The organism is Streptomyces antimicrobicus (genome assembly GCF_020532625.1).
Lineage (GTDB): Bacteria > Actinomycetota > Actinomycetes > Streptomycetales > Streptomycetaceae > Streptomyces > Streptomyces antimicrobicus.
This window is the reverse complement of sequence record NZ_JAJAUY010000016.1, coordinates 1-20,092: the sequence shown is the minus strand read 5'-3', so window position 1 is coordinate 20,092 and position 20,092 is coordinate 1. Positions and strand designations below refer to the sequence as shown.

At 72.1% G+C, this 20,092-nt stretch carries 16 protein-coding genes, 1 tRNA gene and 1 riboswitch; of the genes, 4 read left to right on the top strand and 13 right to left on the bottom strand.

Annotated elements, in window-relative coordinates; all coding sequences use genetic code 11:
• Positions 1–13: 13 nt before the first annotated feature.
• Both LG632_RS06670 and LG632_RS06665 read right to left on the bottom strand, forming a co-directional pair.
• The gene (locus tag LG632_RS06670) at positions 14–871 is read right to left on the bottom strand and encodes a Bax inhibitor-1/YccA family protein (protein WP_226725890.1); all 858 of its coding nucleotides are present in this window, start codon (positions 869–871) and stop codon (positions 14–16) included.
• A 155-nt stretch (positions 872–1,026) separates the two neighbouring features.
• Positions 1,027–1,109: transfer RNA gene (locus LG632_RS06665), tRNA-Leu, on the bottom strand.
• 389 nt (positions 1,110–1,498) lie between these two features.
• On the opposite strand from LG632_RS06665, the gene LG632_RS06660 reads away from it, so the two are divergent.
• Both LG632_RS06660 and LG632_RS06655 read left to right on the top strand, forming a co-directional pair.
• The gene (locus tag LG632_RS06660; RefSeq protein WP_226725889.1) at positions 1,499–2,272 is read left to right on the top strand and encodes an ABC transporter ATP-binding protein; all 774 of its coding nucleotides are present in this window, start codon (positions 1,499–1,501) and stop codon (positions 2,270–2,272) included.
• 55 nt (positions 2,273–2,327) lie between these two features.
• Positions 2,328–4,877, top strand: coding sequence for an ABC transporter permease (locus LG632_RS06655; RefSeq protein WP_226725888.1), 2,550 nt, complete (start codon positions 2,328–2,330; stop codon positions 4,875–4,877).
• Positions 4,878–4,948: 71 nt separating this feature from the next.
• Here LG632_RS06655 and LG632_RS06650 read toward each other — a convergent pair whose 3' ends face one another.
• From LG632_RS06650 to LG632_RS06610, 9 genes are all read right to left on the bottom strand, one after another.
• The gene (locus tag LG632_RS06650) at positions 4,949–6,259 is read right to left on the bottom strand and encodes a class I SAM-dependent methyltransferase (RefSeq protein ID WP_226725887.1); all 1,311 of its coding nucleotides are present in this window, start codon (positions 6,257–6,259) and stop codon (positions 4,949–4,951) included.
• Between the two features lie 196 nt (positions 6,260–6,455).
• A complete protein-coding gene (locus LG632_RS06645) occupies positions 6,456–7,841 on the bottom strand; it encodes an NAD(P)/FAD-dependent oxidoreductase (protein WP_226725886.1) in 1,386 nt (461 codons plus the stop codon).
• A gap of 370 nt (positions 7,842–8,211) precedes the next feature.
• On the bottom strand, positions 8,212–9,153 hold the full coding sequence (locus LG632_RS06640; RefSeq protein ID WP_226725885.1) for a Ppx/GppA phosphatase family protein: 942 nt from the start codon (positions 9,151–9,153) through the stop codon (positions 8,212–8,214).
• Complete coding sequence (locus tag LG632_RS06635; RefSeq protein WP_226725884.1) at positions 9,150–9,701, bottom strand: DUF501 domain-containing protein; 552 nt, start codon at positions 9,699–9,701, stop codon at positions 9,150–9,152. Before LG632_RS06635 ends, LG632_RS06640 begins: the two co-directional genes overlap by 4 nt.
• Before the next feature lie 31 nt (positions 9,702–9,732).
• The gene (locus LG632_RS06630; protein WP_226725883.1) at positions 9,733–10,215 is read right to left on the bottom strand and encodes an FtsB family cell division protein; all 483 of its coding nucleotides are present in this window, start codon (positions 10,213–10,215) and stop codon (positions 9,733–9,735) included.
• 92 nt (positions 10,216–10,307) lie between these two features.
• A complete protein-coding gene (eno, locus tag LG632_RS06625; RefSeq protein WP_445271383.1) occupies positions 10,308–11,588 on the bottom strand; it encodes a phosphopyruvate hydratase in 1,281 nt (426 codons plus the stop codon).
• A gap of 317 nt (positions 11,589–11,905) precedes the next feature.
• Positions 11,906–12,610 (bottom strand): LysM peptidoglycan-binding domain-containing protein, encoded by a 705-nt coding sequence (locus LG632_RS06620; protein WP_226725881.1) that lies wholly within the window; start codon positions 12,608–12,610, stop codon positions 11,906–11,908.
• A gap of 3 nt (positions 12,611–12,613) precedes the next feature.
• Positions 12,614–12,784: riboswitch (cyclic di-AMP (ydaO/yuaA leader) on the bottom strand.
• A gap of 276 nt (positions 12,785–13,060) precedes the next feature.
• On the bottom strand, positions 13,061–14,140 hold the full coding sequence (locus tag LG632_RS06615) for a LysM peptidoglycan-binding domain-containing protein (RefSeq protein WP_226725880.1): 1,080 nt from the start codon (positions 14,138–14,140) through the stop codon (positions 13,061–13,063).
• 154 nt (positions 14,141–14,294) lie between these two features.
• A complete protein-coding gene (locus LG632_RS06610) occupies positions 14,295–15,599 on the bottom strand; it encodes a cytochrome P450 family protein (RefSeq protein ID WP_226725879.1) in 1,305 nt (434 codons plus the stop codon).
• Positions 15,600–15,715: 116 nt separating this feature from the next.
• Here LG632_RS06610 and LG632_RS06605 point away from each other — a divergent pair, with 116 nt between their 5' ends.
• Positions 15,716–16,915: a globin domain-containing protein gene (locus LG632_RS06605; RefSeq protein ID WP_226725878.1), complete on the top strand. Its 1,200-nt coding sequence runs from the start codon at positions 15,716–15,718 to the stop codon at positions 16,913–16,915.
• 53 nt (positions 16,916–16,968) lie between these two features.
• Here the strand turns inward: LG632_RS06605 and LG632_RS06600 are convergent, their stop codons facing one another.
• Together LG632_RS06600 and LG632_RS06595 are read right to left on the bottom strand one after the other, a co-directional pair.
• A complete protein-coding gene (locus LG632_RS06600) occupies positions 16,969–18,027 on the bottom strand; it encodes a nucleoside triphosphate pyrophosphohydrolase (protein ID WP_226725877.1) in 1,059 nt (352 codons plus the stop codon).
• Between the two features lie 44 nt (positions 18,028–18,071).
• Complete coding sequence (locus LG632_RS06595; RefSeq protein WP_226725876.1) at positions 18,072–18,698, bottom strand: SurA N-terminal domain-containing protein; 627 nt, start codon at positions 18,696–18,698, stop codon at positions 18,072–18,074.
• Between the two features lie 225 nt (positions 18,699–18,923).
• On the opposite strand from LG632_RS06595, the gene LG632_RS06590 reads away from it, so the two are divergent.
• On the top strand, positions 18,924–20,092 hold a 1,169-nt coding region (locus tag LG632_RS06590), incomplete at its 3' end, for a YfhO family protein (RefSeq protein WP_226725875.1).

The window sequence follows — 20,092 nt, the reverse complement described above, 5'->3', positions numbered from 1 at the left end:
CGGCGGTCGCCGATCAGTCGTCGCCCGAGAGGATCTGGAACAGGCGCAGCAGCTCCAGGTAGATCCACACCAGGGTCATGGTGAGGCCGAAGGCCGCCAGCCAGGACTCCTCGCGCGGGGCGCCGTAGGTCACGCCGTCCTCGACCTGCTTGAAGTCCAGGGCCAGGAAGCACGCGCCGAGGATGACGCCGACGATGCCGAACAGGATGCCGAGGCCGCCGCTGCGGAAGCCGAGGCCGTCGCCGCCGCCGAAGACGGAGAAGAGCAGGTTGGCGACCATCAGCAGCATGAAGCCCATCGCCGCGGCCATCACGAAGCCGTAGAAGCGGCGGGTCACGCGGATCCAGCGCATCTTGTACGCGAAGAGCACCGCGGCGAAGACGCACATGGTGCCGAGCACGGCCTGAACGACCACACCGGGCGAGATGTACGTGCTGGTGGCCGCGCTGATCACGCCGAGGAAGACACCCTCGAACGCGGCGTAGCCGATGATCAGGGCCGGGGCCGGCTTGCTCTTGAAGGTCTGGATCAGTGCCAGGACCATGGCGACCAGCGCGGAGCCGATCGCGATGCCGTAGGACTTGCCGATGTTGGCGGGGTCGACCGGCAGGGCGACCCAGGCGAGGACCGCCGTCAGGACGACCGTGCCGAGCGTCATGGCCGTACGGCTGACGACGTCGTCCATGGTCATCGCGTTGGTGCGGACCGCCGCGACCGGTGCGCCCGTCTGCGGGTCGACCGCGTACGGGTTGGTGGCGTACGGGTTCGTCGCGTACGGGTTCCCGGCCTGCTGCTGCGCGTCAAAGCCCGCGTAGCCGCCGTTGTCGCGGCTGAACCCCCGTCGCGAGAAGACCGGGTTGCTGCTCCTCATCTCACTCCTCCATGGCCACCGAGCGCGGCCTTGCATCAAGAGTAATGCGCTCGCAAAAAAATCACCCTACTGCTGAAGGAGGATCTTAGGAGAAGGCGCGGCGAAGCCCAGGGGGGCAGCAGGGGGAATCGCTGGGAAAGGGAGGGAGCCGGGAGTGCCCGGAGCCGGACTTGAACCGGCACGGCCCGAGGGCCAGCGAGGTTTAAGCTCGCAGTGTCTGCCATTCCACCACCCGGGCAAAACGAGCGGCTCCCCGTTGAACAAGGCCGTGAACGCCATGGCGAGCGTAACGGGAACACTGTCGCCGCAGAGCGGGCATCTTTCCGATGTTGTCTGATTTTATTGGCGATTGATCGGGCGTCAGACCCGAGAACACACGGTCGGCCCACCGTCGCGGCCGGAGTTCCCCGCGCGCGGATTGACGGGATTTCGATGGCCCCCTCCGTGTGCACGCCACCCCGGGCCACCCCCCTCCCGTCATACCAGAGGAGGATCCGCGGCCCCGCCCGGTCAGACTCCAGTGGGCCGGTGAACAAGCTCGGCGGCTGATCCGCGGCGGGGGTGCGTCGCGTGACGATGGAACGGTCCCGCAGTACGCGTTCGCCTCCGTCCGAACAGGAGTCCCCCGTGACCACCACCCACTACGCCCCGCACACCGCCCAGGCCGTGGCCGCCCGCGCCACCGGCCTGTCGAAGGTGTACGGCCAGGGCGAGACCCAGGTGGTCGCGCTCGACAACGTGTCCGTCGACTTCGGCCGGGGCCGCTTCACCGCGATCATGGGCCCCTCCGGATCCGGCAAGTCCACGCTCATGCACTGCGTCGCCGGCCTGGACACCTTCACCTCCGGCTCGGTCCGCATCGGCGACACCGAGCTCGGTTCCCTCAAGGACAAGCAGCTCACGCGGCTGCGCCGGGACAAGATCGGCTTCATCTTCCAGGCGTTCAACCTGCTGCCGACGCTGACCGCCCTGGAGAACATCACGCTCCCGATGGACATCGCCGGGCGCAAGGCCGACCAGCAGTGGCTGGACACCGTGATCGAGATGGTCGGCCTGTCCGGCCGGCTCGGCCACCGGCCGACCCAGCTCTCCGGCGGCCAGCAGCAGCGCGTGGCCGTGGCCCGCGCGCTGGCCTCCCGCCCGGAGATCATCTTCGGTGACGAGCCCACCGGAAACCTCGACTCCCGCTCCGGCGCCGAGGTCCTCGGGTTCCTGCGCAACTCCGTGCGCGAGCTCGGCCAGACCGTCGTCATGGTCACCCACGACCCCGTGGCCGCCTCCTACGCCGACCGCGTCGTCTTCCTCGCCGACGGCCGGATCGTCGACGAGATGCACGGCCCCACCGCCGACGGCGTGCTCGACCGGATGAAGGCCTTCGACGCCAAGGGCCGCACGAGCTGATCAGTCACTGATCCCGCGAAGCCACCGACAGACCTCCAGCCCCAGGACCGCCTCCATGTTCCGTACCGCCCTGCGCAACGTCCTCGCGCACAAGGCGAGACTGCTGATGACGGTGCTCGCCGTCACCCTCGGCGTCGCCTTCGTCTCCGGCACCCTCGTCTTCACCGACACCCTCAGCAAGGCCCTCTCGGGCCAGTCCGCCAAGAGCTACGAGGGCGTCGCCGTCTCCGTCAGCTCCTACGGCACCGCCCGCGACGAGAACGGGGTCAAGGAGGGCGACCCCGGCATCAGCCAGCAGGTCCTCGACAAGGTCAAGGCCGTCAAGGGCGTGGACACCGTCTCCGGCCGGGTCTCCGGCTTCGCCGGCGTCGGCGACGAGAACGGCAAGCTCATCGGCACCGGCTGGGCCAACCAGGGCACCAACTACGCCCCGGTCAAGGACGGCAAGGACCCCCGCTACGCCTTCACCGAGGGCGGCGGCCCCGCCTCCGCCGGCCAGATCGCCCTCGACCGGGAGACCGCCCGCAAGGGCGCGTACAAGGTCGGCGACAAGGTCCGCGTCGCCACCAACGGCCCGGTGAAGGAGTACACCCTCACCGGTGTGTTCACCACCGACGACGGCCAGGTCAACGCGGGCGGCAGCATGGTGCTGTTCGACACGCCCACCGCGCAGGCGCTCTACCTCCAGCCCGGCTTCTACCGTGAGCTGTCGGTCAGCGCGAAGCCCGGCGCCTCCGCCGACCAGCTGCTCGCCGACATCAAGCCCCTGCTCGGCAAGAACGCCACCGCCAAGACGGGCGCGGAGCTCGCCGCCGAGCAGGCCAAGGCGATCGAGCAGCAGATGAGCGGCATGAGCACCGGTCTGCTGATCTTCGCGGGCATCTCGCTCTTCGTCGGCATCTTCCTGATCTACAACACCTTCACCATGCTGGTCGCCCAGCGCACCAAGGAACTGGCCCTGCTGCGCGCCGTCGGCGCCGCCCGCGGCCAGGTGATCCGCTCCGTGCTCGCCGAGGCCGGCGTGGTGGGCGTGGTCTCCGCCACCATCGGCCTGGTCAGCGGCATCGGGCTGGCGATCGGCATGCGCGGGCTGATGGAGACGGCCTTCGACGCCAAGATGCCGGCCGGCGACCTCGTCGTGGCCCCCGGCACCGTCGTCGCCGCCGTGCTCATCGGCGTGGTCGTCACCATGATCGCCGCGCTGCTGCCGGCCTGGCGCACCGGCCGGATCCCCCCGGTCGCCGCGATGGGCAGCGCCCACCTGCCGGCCACCGGGAAGTCCCTGGTGCTGCGCAACGTCTTTGGCGGCGTGCTCGGCCTGCTGGGCGCGGGCGTCACCTTCCTCGGCGTCTCCCAGGGCAGCGACGGCCGCTACACGGTCGCCGCCGGCGGGTTCTTCCTGATGCTGGGCCTGATCGTGCTGCTGCCGCTGCTGTCGAAGCCGGTCATCGCCGCCGTCCGGCCGCTGCTGTCCCGCCTCTTCGGGGTGCCCGGCAAGCTGGCCGCGCAGAACGCGGTGCGCAACCCGCGCCGTACCGCCGTCACGGCCGCCTCGCTGGCGATCGGCCTGACCCTGGTCACCGCGATGTCGGTGATCGGCGTCAGCATGGGCAAGGCGGTGGACCGGATGAGCACCGACAAGCTCAAGGCCGACTACAAGGTCTCCATGTCCGGCGGGATCGGCAGCCTGGACAAGTCCGTCGCCGAGACGCTGGCCAAGGCCCCCGGCATCAAGGCGGTCTCCCCGCAGACCGCCGGCTACCTCAAGATCAACGACACCTTCAAGTCGGCCTCGGGCGTCAACCCGGCGACCATCGGCCAGCTCCTCAACGTCGAGGTCGTCGGCGGCGACCTCGCCGCCCTCGGCCGGGGCGAGGTGGCGGTCGCGGAGAAGACCGCCAGGAGCGCGGGCCTGTCGGCCGGCTCCACCGTCGACGTCGGCTACGAGGACGGCACCAAGGCCAAGCTGAAGGTCGGCGCGGTCTACAAGGACCTCGACGGGCTGCTCTCGCCGTACGTCCTCGACGACAAGGTCCTCTCCGCCCACAGCGAGGAGCCCTACATCCCCGAGGTGTACGTCAAGGTCGCGGCCGGGGAGTCCAAGGCCGGCGAGAAGGCCGTCGTCGACGCGCTCGGCAACAACCCGGCGATCACCGTCGCCTCCCGGCAGGACATGCGCAACGAGATGGGCGGCCTGGTCAACACCGCGCTGAACATCATGTACGGCCTGCTCGGCATGGCGCTGATCATCTCGGTGCTCGGCGTGGTCAACACCCTGGCGATGTCCGTCTTCGAGCGGACCCAGGAGATCGGCATGCTGCGGGCGGTGGGCCTGGACCGGGGCCGGGTCAAGAACATGATCCGGCTGGAGTCCGTGGTGATCTCGCTCTTCGGCGCGGTGCTCGGCGTCGCGGTCGGCGGCTTCCTGGCCTGGGCCGGCGGGAAGACGTTCAGCAAGTCCGTCCCCGGCTACGAGCTGGTCCTGCCGTTCGACCGGATCGGCGTCTTCGTCCTGCTGGCCGCCGTGGTCGGTGTGCTGGCCGCCATGTGGCCGGCCCGCAGCGCCGCCCGCCTGAACATGCTGACGGCCATCAAGACCGAGTAGCCGCCGGCGGACACCGGACGGGACAAGGGCCCCGCGACCTCGTGGTCGCGGGGCCCTTGGCGCGCACGGGGTCAGACCGCCGGCCAGGTACGGGTGCGCAGCGGCAGGTACGCCGCTCCCGCGGACGTGGCCTTGACCGCCAGCACCTGGTTGACGCCCAGCCGGCCCCGCTCGAAGCCGAGGGCGGAGGCGGCCATGTACAGCTGCCAGACCCGGGCCCGGCCGGGCGAGGTGAGCCGGACGGCCTCCTCCCAGCGGGCCTCCAGCCGGGCCACCCAGGCGCGCAGGGTCAGGGCGTAGTGCTCGCGCAGCGCCTCGACGTCACGGACCTCGAACCCGGCCCGCTCCAGCTCGGTGACGGTGGTGCCGAGCGCGGAGAGTTCGCCGTCGGGGAAGACGTAGGAGTCGATGAACTCGTCGACGCGGTAGGCGCTCTCGTCCGGCTCGGGGCGGCGGGCGATCTGGTGGTTGAGCAGCCGGCCGCCCGGGCGCAGCAGCGCGAACAGGTCGCGGGCGTACTCGCGGTAGCGCGCGGAGCCGACGTGTTCGGCCATGCCGATCGAGGAAATCGCGTCGTACGGCCCGTCCTTGACGTCCCGGTAGTCCTGGACGCGGATCTCGACCCGGTCGGCGAGACCCTCCTGCGCGACCCGCTTGCGGGCGTGGACGGCCTGTTCCCGCGAAAGGGTGATGCCGGTGACCCGGGCGCCGTACTCGCGGGCCGCGTGCAGGGCCATGGAGCCCCAGCCGCAGCCGACGTCGAGCAGCCGCCGGCCGCTGTCGAGGGCCAGTTTGCGGCAGACGAGGTCGAGTTTGGCGTGCTGGGCCTCCTCCAGGGTGCCGCCCGGCTCCCAGTAGGCGCAGGAGTACACCATGGAGGGGCCGAGGAGCAGCTCGTAGAACTCGTTGCCGACGTCGTAGTGGTGGCTGACGGCCTCGCGGTCGCGGCCCCGGGAGTGCGGGTCCCCGCCCCGCCGGACGGCCTCCTCGGGGGGCGGCGGGGGCGCCGGCAGCGGCCGGGCGAGCGTGACCAGGTCGCGTACGGCGGCCCGGGCGTCCCCGTCGCGCAGCAGGGCCAGCGGCCCGCCCCGGTGGTCGGCGTCGGTCGCCGGCTGCCGCTCCCAGATCAGCCCGGCCAGCCGGTCGAGCGCGTCGTAGAGGTCGCCCTCGACGGCCAGCTCGCCCGCCACCCAGGCCCGGGCCAGGCCCAGCTCGCCCGGCTTCCACAGGATGCGGCGCAGGGCCCGGCGGTGGCGGACGACGAGGACCGGGGTTCCGGGCGGGCCGGCCTCGCTGCCGTCCCAGGCGCGGATGCGTACGGGCAGCGAGGCGCCCAGCAGCGTCTCGGTGAGCGCGGCCAGCCGCGGCGCGGCGTCGGTCATGGGACCACCCTCCTGAAGGACTGCGACGCATCGATCTACCCACCTCGCGCGACGGGCAATCGACGGGGCGGTGCGACGGTCCGCGGCGCGGGGCGGCGGGTCCCGGACACGCCGAAGGGCCGCCCGCACCACGGATGGCAGGCGGCCCCTTCGGGGTACTACGGGTCCGGAGCGTCAGCTCCGGGAGCGGCTCCGGTCAGGAAGCCTTGGCCTTCTCGGCCGGGGCCGTGGCGGCGGCCGGAGCCGGCGCCGGCTTGGCGGCCTCGTAGAACTCCTCGCGCGGGGTCTCCAGCGCGCCGAGGGAGACCACCTCGCGCTTGAGGAACATGCCGAGGGTCCAGTCGGCGAAGACGCGGATCTTGCGGTTCCAGGTCGGCATGGCCATGCCGTGGTAGCCACGGTGCATGTACCAGGCCAGCCGGCCCTTGAGCTTGATCTTCATCTTGCCGAAGACGAGCATCGCGACGCCCTTGTGCAGGCCGAGACCGGCCACGGCGCCCTTGTTGTGGTGCTCGTAGTCCTTCTGCGGGAAGCCCCGCATGCCGGAGATCACGTTGTCGCCGAGGACCTTGGCCTGCCGCAGGGCGTGCTGGGCGTTCGGCGGGCACCAGGCGTTCTCGACGCCGGCCTTGCGCAGGGCCATGTCCGGGACCTGGGCGTTGTCGCCCGCGGCCCAGATGTAGTCCGTGCCCTGGACCTGGAGGGTGGGGGCGCAGTCCACGTGGCCGCGCGGACCCAGCGGCAGGCCGTAGCGGGCCAGGGCCGGGTTCGGCTTGACGCCGGCGGTCCACACGATGGTGTTGGAGTCGACCTCGAGGCCGTTCTTCAGCACCACGTGGCCGTCCACGCAGGAGTCCATGGAGGTGTTGAGGTAGATCTCGATGCCGCGGGACTCGAGGTGCTCCTTGCCCCAGGCGCCGAGCTTGGGCCCGACCTCGGGGAGGATCTTGTCGGCCGCGTCCACCAGGATGAAGCGCATGTCCTCGCGCTTGATCGTGGAGTAGTACTTCGCGGCGTCGCGGGCCATGTCCTCGACCTCGCCGATGGTCTCCGCGCCGGCGAAGCCGCCGCCCACGAAGACGAAGGTGAGGGCCTTGCGGCGGACGTTCTCGTCCGTCGTGGACTCCGCCTTGTCGAGCTGCTCAAGCACGTGGTTGCGCAGGCCGATGCCCTCTTCGACGCCCTTCATGCCGATGCCCTGCTCGGCGAGGCCGGGGATCGGGAAGGTGCGGGAGATGGCGCCGAGCGCGATCACCAGGTAGTCGAAGGGCAGCTCGTACGCCTCGCCGACGAGCGGCGTGACGACGGCGACCTTGCGGTCCTGGTCGATGCTGGTGACCCGGCCGGTGAGAACCTCAGCCTTGGGCAGCACGCGTCGCAGCGGGACGACGACGTGCCGAGGCGAGATACTGCCTGCGGCCACTTCGGGGAGGAAGGGCTGGTAGGTCATGTACGACCGCGGGTCGACGACCGTGACGGTCGCCTCGCCGTAGCGCATCTTCTTGAGGATGCGCTTGGCTGCGTACAGGCCTACGTACCCACCGCCTACTACGAGGATCCTGGGACGCTCCGTGGTGCTCATGGAACGAGTATCCAGCACCCGAAGGGGCGGTGCTCGTGAGGGCCTTCACAAGAACACGGGGGGCCTCTGCTACACTGCGCGGCCCACGTGACCGAGGTCATGGCGCCGGACGGGAACCACGGTGTATCGGGAGTCGTTGTTCACCCGCTCCGACCTGGCCTGCGGGCCGCCGACCGGACTGGACCACCGGGTTGGTACGTACCTCCGAGCGGGCCTGTGCGATGTCCACGATGTGCACGAACGGCCTCGCAAAACGAGCCTGGAGGGCCGAGGAAGGTCACAAAGTGCCCTCCGAATGCCCCTCCAGGCTCATTTTCCTTGTGAAGAACTTCACGAAGTTCTTTTCGATCTTAGGACTTTGGTCCCGCCGTCACACGACGGACCAGGCGATTCCATCCAAAATGTCGTGTTCGGACACCACGACCTCCGAGGCGCCGATCCGCTCCATGACCGCCCGCAGCACCAGGGCCCCGGCGCCGATCACGTCGACCCGGCCCGGGTGCATCACGCCCAGCGCCGCGCGCTCGGCGTGGGTGGTGGTCAGCATGCGCTCGCTGATCTCGCGGACCTGCTCGTAAGGGACCACCGCGTGGTGGATCTTCTCCGAGTCGTACTCCGCCAGCCCCAGCGCGATCCCGGCCACCGTGGTCACCGAGCCGGCCAGGCCGACCAGGGTGCGGGCCTCGGCCAGCGGCACGGTCTCCGCGGCGACGTCGAGGGCGGCCTCGACGTCGGCCCGTACGGCGGCGACCTGAGCGGCGGTGGGCGGGTCGGTGAGGACGCCGTCCACGGCCAGGTGGCGCTCGGTCATCCGGACGCAGCCGATGTCCACCGAGCGGGCGGCGCGCACGTGCTCCTCACCGACGACGAACTCCGTCGAGCCCCCGCCGATGTCCACCACCAGGAACGGCTTGTCGAGGTCGGTGCGGTGGGCGAGGGACTTGGTGGCGCCGGTGAAGGAGAACTCCGCCTCCTGGTCGCCGGAGATCACCTCGGGCTCGACGCCCAGGATCTCCACGACGCCCCGGACGAAGTCGTCGCGGTTCTCGGCGTCCCGGGACGCGGAGGTGGCCACGAAGCGGACCTTCTCGGCGCCCAGTTCCTCGATGATCCCGGCGTACTCGCGGCAGGCCGCGAAGGTGCGCTCCAGGGCCTCCGGCGCCAGCCGGCCGGTGCGGTCCACGCCCTGGCCGAGCCGCACGATGGTCATCCGGCGGTCCAGGTCGGTCTGCTCCCCGGTGACCGGGTCGCAGTCGGCCACGAGCAGCCGGATGGAGTTCGTACCGCAGTCGATCGCCGCGACCCGCGTCACCGCGCCTCCCCCTCCTGCTCGCCGCCGCCGGCCGCGCACGGCGTCACGCACGGGCCCTTGGCCCACCACTGCGGCAGCATCGCCAGCGCCTCGTCGCCGAACGGGTTCACGCCCGGGCCGGCCGCCAGCGAGTGGCCGACCAGCACGTGCAGGCACTTGACCCGGTCGGGCATGCCACCGGCGCTCGGGAAGCCCTGGAGCACCTCGACGGCGTCGCGCCGGCGGATGTAGTCCTCGTGGGCGGCCCGGTAGGCCGCGGCCAGCTCCGGGTCCTCGGCGAGCCGGGCCTGCATCTCCTTCATCACGCCCTCGGCCTCCAGCGTGCCGATCGCGGAGGCGGCGCGCGGGCAGGTCAGGTAGTAGAGGGTCGGGAAGGGGGTGCCGTCGGGGAGCCGGGGGGCCGTCTCGACCACGTCCGGCTGGCCGCAGGGGCAGCGGTGCGCGATGGCGCGCAGCCCGCGCGGCGGGCGGCCGAGCTGAAGCTCGAACGCCTCGACGTCGGCCTCGGTCGGCTCGGTCCGTTCGGTCTGGGGCGGGGGCGTCTGCATGCCTGGAGGAAGTCTCTTCGTTCGCGGATGATCATCGGTTGTCGGGTCGGTCGGCCTTGTCGACGCCGTCCCAGACGTTCGAGTACCAGGGGCGGTCCGCCGCGTCCTTGCCGCTGCGGCGCCGCTCCTCGGCCTCGGCGTCGGGGTCGATCACCGTGTAGCCGATCTCCCCGGGTCGTACGTAGTGCAGGTGCTTGCGCGCCTGCTGCTCCACGTAGGCCGGGTCCTGCCAGCGGGCCTTCTCGTCGCGCAGTTCTTCGAGGCGCTGACGCGCCTCGTCGGCGGCCCGCTGCTGCTCGGCGATCTCCGAGCGCTGGGAGACGTACTGGCGCATGGGGTACGCGAGAGCGACGACCAGCGTACAGAGCACGAGCACCAGCAGGGCGGCGCGGCCGGTGAGCCGGCTGCGGCGGACCTGACGGCGGGTCTGCGAGCGGTAGACGTGGGCCGCGGTGCGCTCGCCGAGCTGCTTGAGCCTGGTCGCGGTGGAGAACCGGTCCCGGTTCCCGGCCATGTGCCCGCCTCCCCTGTATCACGCAGTACGTCCCCGCACACGGTACGGGACCGGGTGCGGGGACGTACGGAGGCTCTAGAGGGATCTGAGGTTCAGCCCTTGAAACGCGGGAACGCCGAGCGGCCCGCGTACACCGCGGCGTCGTCGAGGATCTCCTCGATGCGCAGCAGCTGGTTGTACTTGGCGACGCGCTCGGAGCGGGCCGGGGCACCGGTCTTGATCTGGCCGCAGTTGGTGGCGACGGCCAGGTCGGCGATGGTGACGTCCTCGGTCTCGCCGGAGCGGTGCGACATCATGCACTTGAAGCCGTTGCGCTGGGCGAGCTCGACGGCGTCGAGGGTCTCGGTCAGCGAACCGATCTGGTTCACCTTCACGAGCAGGGCGTTGGCGGTGCCCTCCTCGATACCGCGGGCCAGACGCTCGGGGTTGGTGACGAACAGGTCGTCACCGACGAGCTGCACCTTCGCGCCGAGGCGCTCGGTGATGACCTTCCAGCCGGCCCAGTCGTCCTCGAACAGCGGGTCCTCGATGGAGACGAGCGGGTACGCGGAGACGAGCTCCTCGTAGTACTCGGTCATCTCGGCGGCGGAGCGCTCCTGGCCCTCGAAGAGGTACTTGCCGTCCTTGAAGAACTCCGACGCGGCGACGTCGAGCGCCAGCGCGATGTCCTTGCCCGGGGCGTAGCCGGCCTGCTTGACGGCCTCCAGGATCAGGTCCAGGGCCTCGCGGTTGGAGCCGAGGTTCGGGGCGAAGCCGCCCTCGTCGCCCAGGCCCGTGGACAGGCCCTTGTCCTTCAGGACCTTCTTGAGGGTGTGGTAGACCTCGGTGCCCCAGCGCAGCGCCTCGGAGAAGGACTCGGCGCCGATCGGCGCGATCATGAACTCCTGGATGTCCACGTTGGAGTCGGCGTGCGAGCCGCCGTTGAGGATGTTCATCATCGGAACGGGCAGCAGGTGCGCGTTCGGGCCGCCGAGGTAGCGGAAGAGCGGCAGGTCCGAGGCCTCGGACGCGGCGTGGGCGACGGCCAGGGAGACGCCGAGGATGGCGTTGGCGCCGAGGGAGCCCTTGTTGTCGGTGGCGTCCAGGTCGAACATGGCCTGGTCGATCAGGCGCTGCTCGGTGGCGTCGTAGCCGACCAGCTCGGGGCCGATCTGCTCGATGACGGCGAGGACGGCCTTCTCGACGCCCTTGCCCATGTAGCGGTCGGGGTCCCCGTCGCGGAGCTCAATGGCCTCGAAGGCGCCCGTGGAGGCACCGGAGGGAACAGCAGCACGGCCGGTGCTGCCGTCGTCGAGGCCAACCTCGACCTCGACCGTGGGGTTGCCTCGGGAGTCCAGGATTTCCCGGGCTACGACGACGTCGATGGACGGCACGAGCATCTCCTTCTGGGATGTGACGCTGGGTGTGCGGTGGCGGTCCGGGCCGTGGGATGGCCCTGCCGCCCTAGAGCCTAACCGGCTCCGGGCACTCGGCCGGCCGACCGCCCGCCCCCTGGGACGAAAAAGGGTCCGAATACCCCTCTTCCGGGACATAGAGCCGCATGATCCACTCACCCGCGGCACTCGTACCCCCCTACGCGGACCGCCGCCCGGCACGCGGGAAGGCGTGCCGGGCGGCGGGGAGGTGCGGGTGCGCGGGCGGGCGCGCCGCGGACGGCGCGCGGGCGTCACCGCGCGTGGTCGCCGAAGGTTCAGCCGAGCTTCAGCTTCTGGCCGGGGAAGATCAGGTCGGCGTCCTGCACGATGTCCTTGTTCAGGTCGTGCAGCTTCTGCCAGCCGCCCTGGACGCCCTGGGCGTCGGCGATGGTGCTGAGGGTGTCGCCGGACTTGACCTCGTAGGAGCCGTTGCCGGTCTGCGGGGCCGCGGGGGCCGCCTTGGTGACCGGGGTCTGGTTGCGCTCGGAGCGGGTGGTCGGCGCCTCGGTGCGCTTGGTCTCCTGCTTCGGCGCCGGGGTCTGCGCCTTCTTCTCCTGCTTCTTCGGCTCGGACTTCGGCTTGGAGGCCGGGGTCTCGGAGCCGCCACCGTTGTACGCGGCGCTGGTCAGGCCCTTGCCGCAGACCGGCCAGGCGCCCTTGCCCTGGCCCTTGAGGACCTTCTCGGCGATGGCTATCTGCTGGGCCTTGCTGGCCTGGTGCGGCATGCCGGTGCCGCCGTAGCCGCGCCAGGTGCTGAGGGAGAACTGCAGGCCGCCGTAGTAGCCGTTACCGGTGTTGATGGACCAGTTGCCGCCGGACTCGCACTGGGCGACGGCGTCCCACTGCGCGGCCGTGGCGGCGCTCGCGGAGGTCGCGGTCATCAGCGGGGCGGCGATGGCCGCGCCGGTGACGCCGGCCAGGGTGACGATACGGGTGGCCTTCGAGGCGCGACGGTGCTTGCCCTTGCCGGAAAGCAGCATGGAACTTCTCCTCACCGACGCCTGCGAGGTGAGCTGTCGGGTTCGGGCGTGAGTTGCCCGGCCTCGCGACCTAGCGCGTGGCTTAACCCCAAGCCGTTCCCGTGACCATCTCTCAATGGCCGGGCCCGGCACGAACCTTGGGTCCCCCGCTCCTGCCTTCGGCGCTTGCGCGACGACTGTTCCCGTGCGACCGCCGGCAGGATTCGGCGATGCGGTCGAAGGGGCCCGCGGTGGCGGGCGATCCAGAAGGTAGACAGGTCTCCGCCCGATGTTCAACAAGCGACTTCGGGCGGAAACCACCCCTACTTGCACTCCCGAAAAGGGTGTTTATGCAGGTGAGACGGGGGTTTGGGACATTCCGCAAGAGGGACACGCCAGTTGACCGGAAGAGATGCATGTCTCACTTGCACGAAACGGACATCAAACCCTTTCCGGGCGCCTGAAGTGCCCCTATTTCGGGGTTACATCCAGATTCTGGCCCGGCTTGATCAGGTCCGCGTCGGTGCCGATGACCTGCTCATTGGCCTTGTACAGGGCACTCCAGCCGCCCTCGACCCCCTTGGCGTCCGCGATGGCCGTCAGGCTGTCGCCCGGTTTCACCGTGTACGTCGGGTCTGAGGTGGTTTCAGTTCCGGTCGGGGCCTCGGCGGCAGGGGCGCCGCGGTGCCGCCCGGTGCCCGCGGCCGAGTCGCCGGTCCCGGTGGCGGTGCCGGTGTCCGCGGAGGGCGCACCGGGGGCGGTGGGGGCACCGGTGGCGCCGGGGGCGGCCGAGGGCGCACCCGGGGCGGTGGGGGTCGCGCCCGGCGTGCCGGGCGCCGTGGGGGCGGTCGGGGTCGTCGGGGCCGTGGGGACCGTGGGGGCCGTCGGCGCGGTCGGAGCCGTGGAGCCGCCCGGGGTGACCGGCGGCGTCGTCGGCACGTCCGGCGCGGGCATGACGGGCAGTCCGGGCAGGGCCGGCGCCTGCGGGCCGACGGGGTCCATGAGGGGCGGGGTGGTGGCGGGGATGCTCGGGCCGCCGGGCGTGGCCGGGATCATCACGGTGCCCTGGTCGCCCGACCCGCCCTGCCCGGTGGGCGATTCCGACGGGCGGACCGGGGACGGCTCGGCCGCGCGCTGGTGCCCGGGCGTGCCCGGGTCCACCTCGGGCGCCGGGCCGTGCTGGGCCAGGCCCGCCGGCTGCGCGCACAACTCCCACGCCTCGGTGCCCTCCTTGGCCAGCAGCCGCTCGGCGACGGCTATCTGCTGGGAGCGGCTGGCGAGGTCGGGCCGCTCGGCGTAGGAGCGGCCACCCGCCGCGTCCCACTGCTCCTGGGTGAGCTGGAGCCCGCCGTACAGGCCGCTGCCGTAGTTGGCGCTCCAGGTCCCGCCGCTCTCGCACTCGGCGACCTTGTCCCACGTCGCGGTGTCCGCGGCGCTCGCGTTGGTGGCGGCGAGCAGCGGCAGGGCGAGCGCGGAGCCGGTGACTCCGGCCGTGACGACGAGGGCGGGGACCTGACGGGGGCGTCTGTGGCGGCCGTTCCCGGAACGCATGAGGGTGGACCTTTCGCGTGACGGCGGGACGGAACCGGCCCGAGGCCGGGAGCGTCCCTGAGGAGGTGACGTGGAACCTAGCGCTCCTCGAACGCATGTCACAAGTCGATGCAGCGCGGATCACGTGAAGATCACAGAGGTGACGGAAGGTCAGTTAATTGCGGGGTGTGAAGCGCACCGGAAGGGTGCGCAGGCCACGCATGATCAGTCCGCCGCGCCAGCGCAGCTCGTCCGGGTCCACGGCCAGTTCGAGGTCGGGCAGACGCGTCAGCAAAGTCGCGAGCGCCGTCCGGCCCTCCAGCCGGGCCAGGGGCGCGCCGAGGCAGTAGTGGATGCCGTGGCCGTAGCCGAGGTGCTGGTTGTCGCGCCGGGCGAGGTCCAGTGTGTCGGGCTCGGCGAAGCGCGCGGGGTCGCGGTCGGCGGCGGCGAGGACGACCAGCACCGGGTCGCCGGCCGCGATCGACTGCCCGCCGAGGGTCAGCGGGCGGGTGGCGAACCGCCAGGTGGCCAGCTCCACCGGGCCGTCGTAGCGCAGCAGTTCCTCGACGGCGGTGGCCAGCAGGTCGCTCTCGCCGGCGGCGAGGGAGTCCTGGAGCCGGCGGCGCTGGCCGGGGTGGGCGAACAGCGAGTGCAGTCCGTTGCCGATGAGGTTGACGGTGGTCTCGAAACCGGCGAAGAGCAGGATGAAGGCCATGGCGGCGGCCTCGTTCTCCGTCAGGTGCTCGCCGTGGTCGCTCGCCCGGATCAGCCCGGAGATCAGGTCGTCGCCCAGATCGTCCCGCTTGCGGTGGATGAGCTCGACGAGGTAGGTCCGCATCTGCTTCACGGAGCGGGCGACCCCGCCGCGCGGCCCGCCGCCGTGGCGGATCATCATGCCCGCCCAGTCCCGGAAGTCGTCCTGGTCCTCACGCGGTACGCCGAGCATCTCGCAGATGGCGTAGATGGGGAGCGGGAAGGCGAACTCGTGGATGAGGTCCGCCTCGCCCTTCCCGGCGAAGCCGTCGATCAGGTGGTCGGTCAGCTCCTGCACCCGCGGGGTGAACTCGGCGACCCGGCCCGGGGTGAAGGCCTTCGACACCAGCCGGCGCAGCCGGGTGTGGTCCGGCGGGTCGATGTTGAGCAGGTGGGTCATCAGCTCGGCCTTGCGCTCGCCCGGAATGCCCGTCTTGCCCTTGGCGTGGGCCGGCTCCGCGTGGTGCACGGGATTCTTGCTCAGCCGCTGGTCCGCCAGCGCCTGCTTGGCGTCGGCGTACCGCGTCACGAGCCAGGCCTCGACCCCGCTGGGCAGCCGGGTGCGGTGCACCGGGGAGTGCTCGCGCAGCCAGGCGTAGGCCGGGTACGGGTCGGTGGCGAACTCCCAGTCGAAGAGCGTGGGAGCGGCCGGGGTGGCGGGGGCGGTCCCGGCGGCGGGGGCGGTCTCGTCGGCGGGGCCGGTCTCGGCGGCGGGGTCGTCGTGCACCCCCCGACCGTAACCCGGCCCGCCACCGGTCATCCCATATGGCCGCTTCGCCGCGGCTGTCCGTAGATCCTCCGGAGCTTGACCTCGGCTTCTTCGCCGCTCCTACTGTCGTTGCTGTGGACGTGGAGATCTTGAAAAGCAGTTTCGCGGTGGTGGAGCGACGGGCCGAACACACCGTCAAGTTCTTCTACGCACACCTGTTCTGGCACCACCCGGCCCTGCGGGAGCTCTTCCCCGCCTCCCCCGGGGAGGCGGAACGCCAGCGGGACCGGCTCTTCGCCGCCCTCACCCGGATCGTGGCCCGCCTGGACGACGAGCACCTCCTGCCCTACCTCCACGACCTCGGCCGCGACCACCGCAAGTACCTGGTCGCCCCCGAGCACTACGCCGCCGTCGGCACCAGCCTGCGCGCCGCCCTCGCCGCCGCCTGCGGCGACGCGTGGACCCCCGCCACCGACAAGGCCTGGGCCGAGGCCTTCCAGGTGATCGCCGACGCGATGACGGCCGGCGCCGCCGCCAGCCAGGACCCGCCCTGGTGGGACGCGGAGGTGGTCCGCCACCTCAGGTACGGGGACGACATCGGGGTCCTCACCCTGCTCCCCCACGCCCCGCTCCCCTACCTGCCCGGCCAGTACGTCAGCGTCAGCAGCGAGCGCGTCCCCCAGGTGTGGCGCCCGTACTCCCTGGGCAACGCGCCCCGCCCCGACCGCACCGTCGACCTGCACGTCAGCCGGATCGACGGGGGACGCCTGAGCACCGCGCTGGTGCGCGAGACCGCCCCCGGGGAGCGGCTGCGGCTCGGGGCGCCGGGCGGCCGCGCGGTCCTGCGCCGCGACGGCCGCCCGATCAGCCTCGTCGCGGCCGGCACCGGCTGGGCGCCGGTGCGGGCGATGCTGGAGGAACTGGTCGAGCGCCCTCCCGACACGGCCGTCCGGCTCTTCGTGGTCGCCCGGGACGCCGCCTACCTCTACGACCGCCCGCTCATCGACGACCTCGCCGACCGGCTCGGCTGGCTGAGCGTCAGCTACCTCACGCCCGCCCCGGGCGGCCACCCCCACCAGGCCACCGAGCGGCTGGCCACCGCCCTGAGCCACCGGGGCCTGTGGCCCGACCAGGACGTCTACCTCAGCGGTCCGGCGCCGTTCGTGGAGGAGATAGCCCACCTGGTGCGGGAACTGGGCGCCGACCCGGCCCGCGTCTTCCACGACGCGGCCCCGGTCGGCGCGGGCGCGGGCCGGCCCCGGCCCCTCGGCTTCGCCGAATGGTTCCTGGACCCGCCGGACCCGCACTGGCACGACCCGGCGGCGCGCCGCTAGGGCGGCGCGGCGGGCCTTGTCCCCTTATTACTGGTCGTCGGTACCGGTCGTCACTACCGGTCGGTCGGCGAGGAGGAGCTCCGGGCGGCGTCGCCGTCGGACCGGTCCCCCTGCCCCGTGACGCCCTCGGCGGCCCGGATCGCGTCCCGGTAGGCGCGGGCGGCCGCGCGCAGCGCGGTCTCCGGGTCGACGCCCTCGGCCTCGGCGCGCGCGGCCAGCGCCAGCAGCTCGTAGCCGATGCCCTCGCCCCGCGGCAGCGCCACGTCCAGCCCGTCCGCGCGGACCCGGCCGGCGAGCTTGGCCGCGAGCGCGAGGCCCGGCTGTCCCAGCGGGATGCCGTCCGTCACCGACGCGCGCCGCTTCTCCACCGCCTTGGTGCGCAGCCAGTGCGCGTGCACGTCCTCGGGGGTCTCGGCGGTGGCGTCGCCGAAGACGTGCGGGTGGCGGTGGACGAGCTTGTCGACCAGGGTCCCGGCCACGTCGTCGATGGAGAAGGGCTCGGCGCCGTCCTCCCCCTCGCCCTCCTCCGCGATCCGGGCGTGGAAGACCACCTGGAGCAGGACGTCGCCCAGCTCCTCGCGCAGCTCGTCCCGGCTGCCGTCCTCGATCGCCTCGACCAGCTCGTACGCCTCCTCGATGGCGTACTTCGCCAGGCCCCGGTGCGTCTTGCGCGAGGTCCAGGGGCATTCGCGGCGCAGCCGGTCCATGACCTGGACCAGGTCCAGCAGCCGGGCGCCGGGCAGGTCGTAGGAGCCGGGCAGCAGTTCCAGCTCGGGCATGGCGACGCGGCCGGAGCCGGCGAGCCGGGCCAGGCCGTCGGTCAGGCGCTGGTCGCCCTCGCCGCCGGGCAGCACCACGACCGTACGGCCGCCCGCGCAGGCCTCGACCAGGGCGTGGGCGTCGGGCGTCTCGTGGGTGACCTCGACGCCCGCCTCCCGCAGGTACGGCAGCTGCGGGTGCTGCGGATCGGCGCACAGGACGCGGTCGGCGGTCCGCAGGGCCTGCCAGGCCGGCCAGGACAGCACGCCGGGGGCGACCCGGTGGCTGGTGGTCAGCAGGACGATGCGGCCGGTCTCGGCGGCGGTCGGCTCGGGGGTGTTCTCGTCGGTCACCCCTCGAACCTACCTCCGCCCCGGCGCTCCCCGGGCCCCGGGCGTCAGGCCCCGGCGACCGGCTGCTCGGGCCGGCTCTTCTGGAGGATCCAGGCAGTGCCCTTGTCGCCCAGCCCGATCTGCTGCGGGTCCCAGCTGCCGAACCGCGGGTTCAGCTCCACGCGCAGCTTCTCGGCGGTCCGGCGCAGCTCCTCGACCGCCTTGTCCTGGCTGCCGTAGTGGTCGTAGAGCTTGTCGCGCAGCAGCTTGAAGCGGGTGTCGACGTCGATCTGGTCCGGCGCGAGGAAGGCCTGCTGCAGCGCTGCCGCCTCCAGCTGCGCGCGGCCGCCGGCCTGCTCCAGCTTCCGCTCCCGCTCGGCCTCCACCTCGGCGGTGCTCACCCGCACCCCGGCGTCCTTGGCCGCCCGCTCCAGCAGCGCCAGCTGGATCATCCGCTCCAGCTTGTGCCGCTCCAGACCGGCGGTGGCCTGGATCAGCGCCGGCCCCTGCGGCGAGCGGTTCTGGGCGGCCCGGACGTCCTTGACCTCGGCCTGCACGGCCGACGTGGTGATCCGCTCGCCCCCGACCACGGCCGCCGTACCGGGCCGCGCGGGCGACGACCCGCAGGCGGACAGGAGCGGGGCCGCGGCGAGCAGGGCGGCGGACACGGAGAGCGCGGCGCGACGGTGCAAAGGAGCCTCCCGGTGATCACAGCGGCGCTGAGCGCCGCGATGTGGGGTGGTGGTCGGGCGACGGGCGGGATTGTGCATCGGTGCACAAGGGCCTTGCGGTGATCGATGGTATGCAGTCGAAGGGGTGCGGGCCACCGATTCGACCAACGATTCCCGGGGTGTCGGGGTACGCGTTCACCGCGTGGCCATCCGGCGGTCGTACGGTGCTGGGAAGGTCCGTGCACCATGTCGAGCGAGCACACCGACCTCCGCGCGCCGCGCCGGGACAGCCGGCGCGGGGCCCTCCTCGCCGCCCTCGTCACCACCGTGGCCGCGGCCGCCGGGGACGCGGTCGCGCGGGTGTACCCGTACGGGCCCCGCCACCGCAGCGTCAACGACCTGGGCAACCAGTTCGTCCCCTTCCACGCCCAGTTGTGGGACCTGCTCCACGGCCGGGCGGCCGGCGGGCTGCTGCTCAACTGGCGCTCCGGCTACGGCACCAGCTTCCTGCCGGACTTCGGCACGTACCTGGCCAGCCCGTTCGCCCCGCTGGTCGGCCTGTTCCCGCGCGCCGACATCGACCTCGCGGTGTACGTCGTCACGCTGGTGAAGACGGCGGCCGCCGCCGCGGCCATGGCCTGGCTGCTGCGCACCCTGCGGCGCGGGCCGTGGTGGGCGGCGGGGCTGCTGGCGGCCTCGTACGCGCTGTGCGGCTGGTCGGTGGTCGAGGCCGCCTACAACCCGATGTGGCTGGACGGGCTGATCGCCTTCCCGCTGCTGTGCCTGACCGGCGAATGGGCGCTGCGCGGGCGGCGGCCGGTGGCCGCGCCGGTGGTGGTCGCGCTGTGCTGGACGGCGAACTTCTACACCGCCTACATGGCCACGCTCGGCGCGGCGCTGGTGCTGCTGGTGCGGGTGGTGCTGACCCGGCGGTCCTTGCGCGAGCGGGCCGCGACCGGGCTGCGCGCGGCCGCCTCGACGGTGCTCGGGCTGCTGCTGGCCGCTCCGGTGCTGGTGCCGCTCTTCCTCAGCTCGCGACAGGCCCATCCGGGCTGGAGCAGGCAGTTCGCCCCGGTGCCGTGGGCGGACGTCTTCGCGCGGGCGTTGCCGGCGACGTACAGCTTCTCCTCGCCGGCCGTGTTCGTCGGCACCGGGACCCTGCTGCTGGCGGCGGCGCTGCCGCTGCACCGGGGGGTGCCGCGGCGGACCCGCTGGTGGTGGACCGGGCTGGTGGTGGCCGTCGCGGTGTCCTTCCAGTGGACGCCGACGCACCTGGCCTGGCACGTCTTCGCCACGCCCAACGGCAGTCCGTACCGGCAGACGTTCGTGCTGGCCGGGATCGTGGTGATCGCGGCCTGGACGGCGCTGTCGGCGGGCCGGCCGGACGGGCGGGCGCTGGCCGGGGGCGCCGTGCT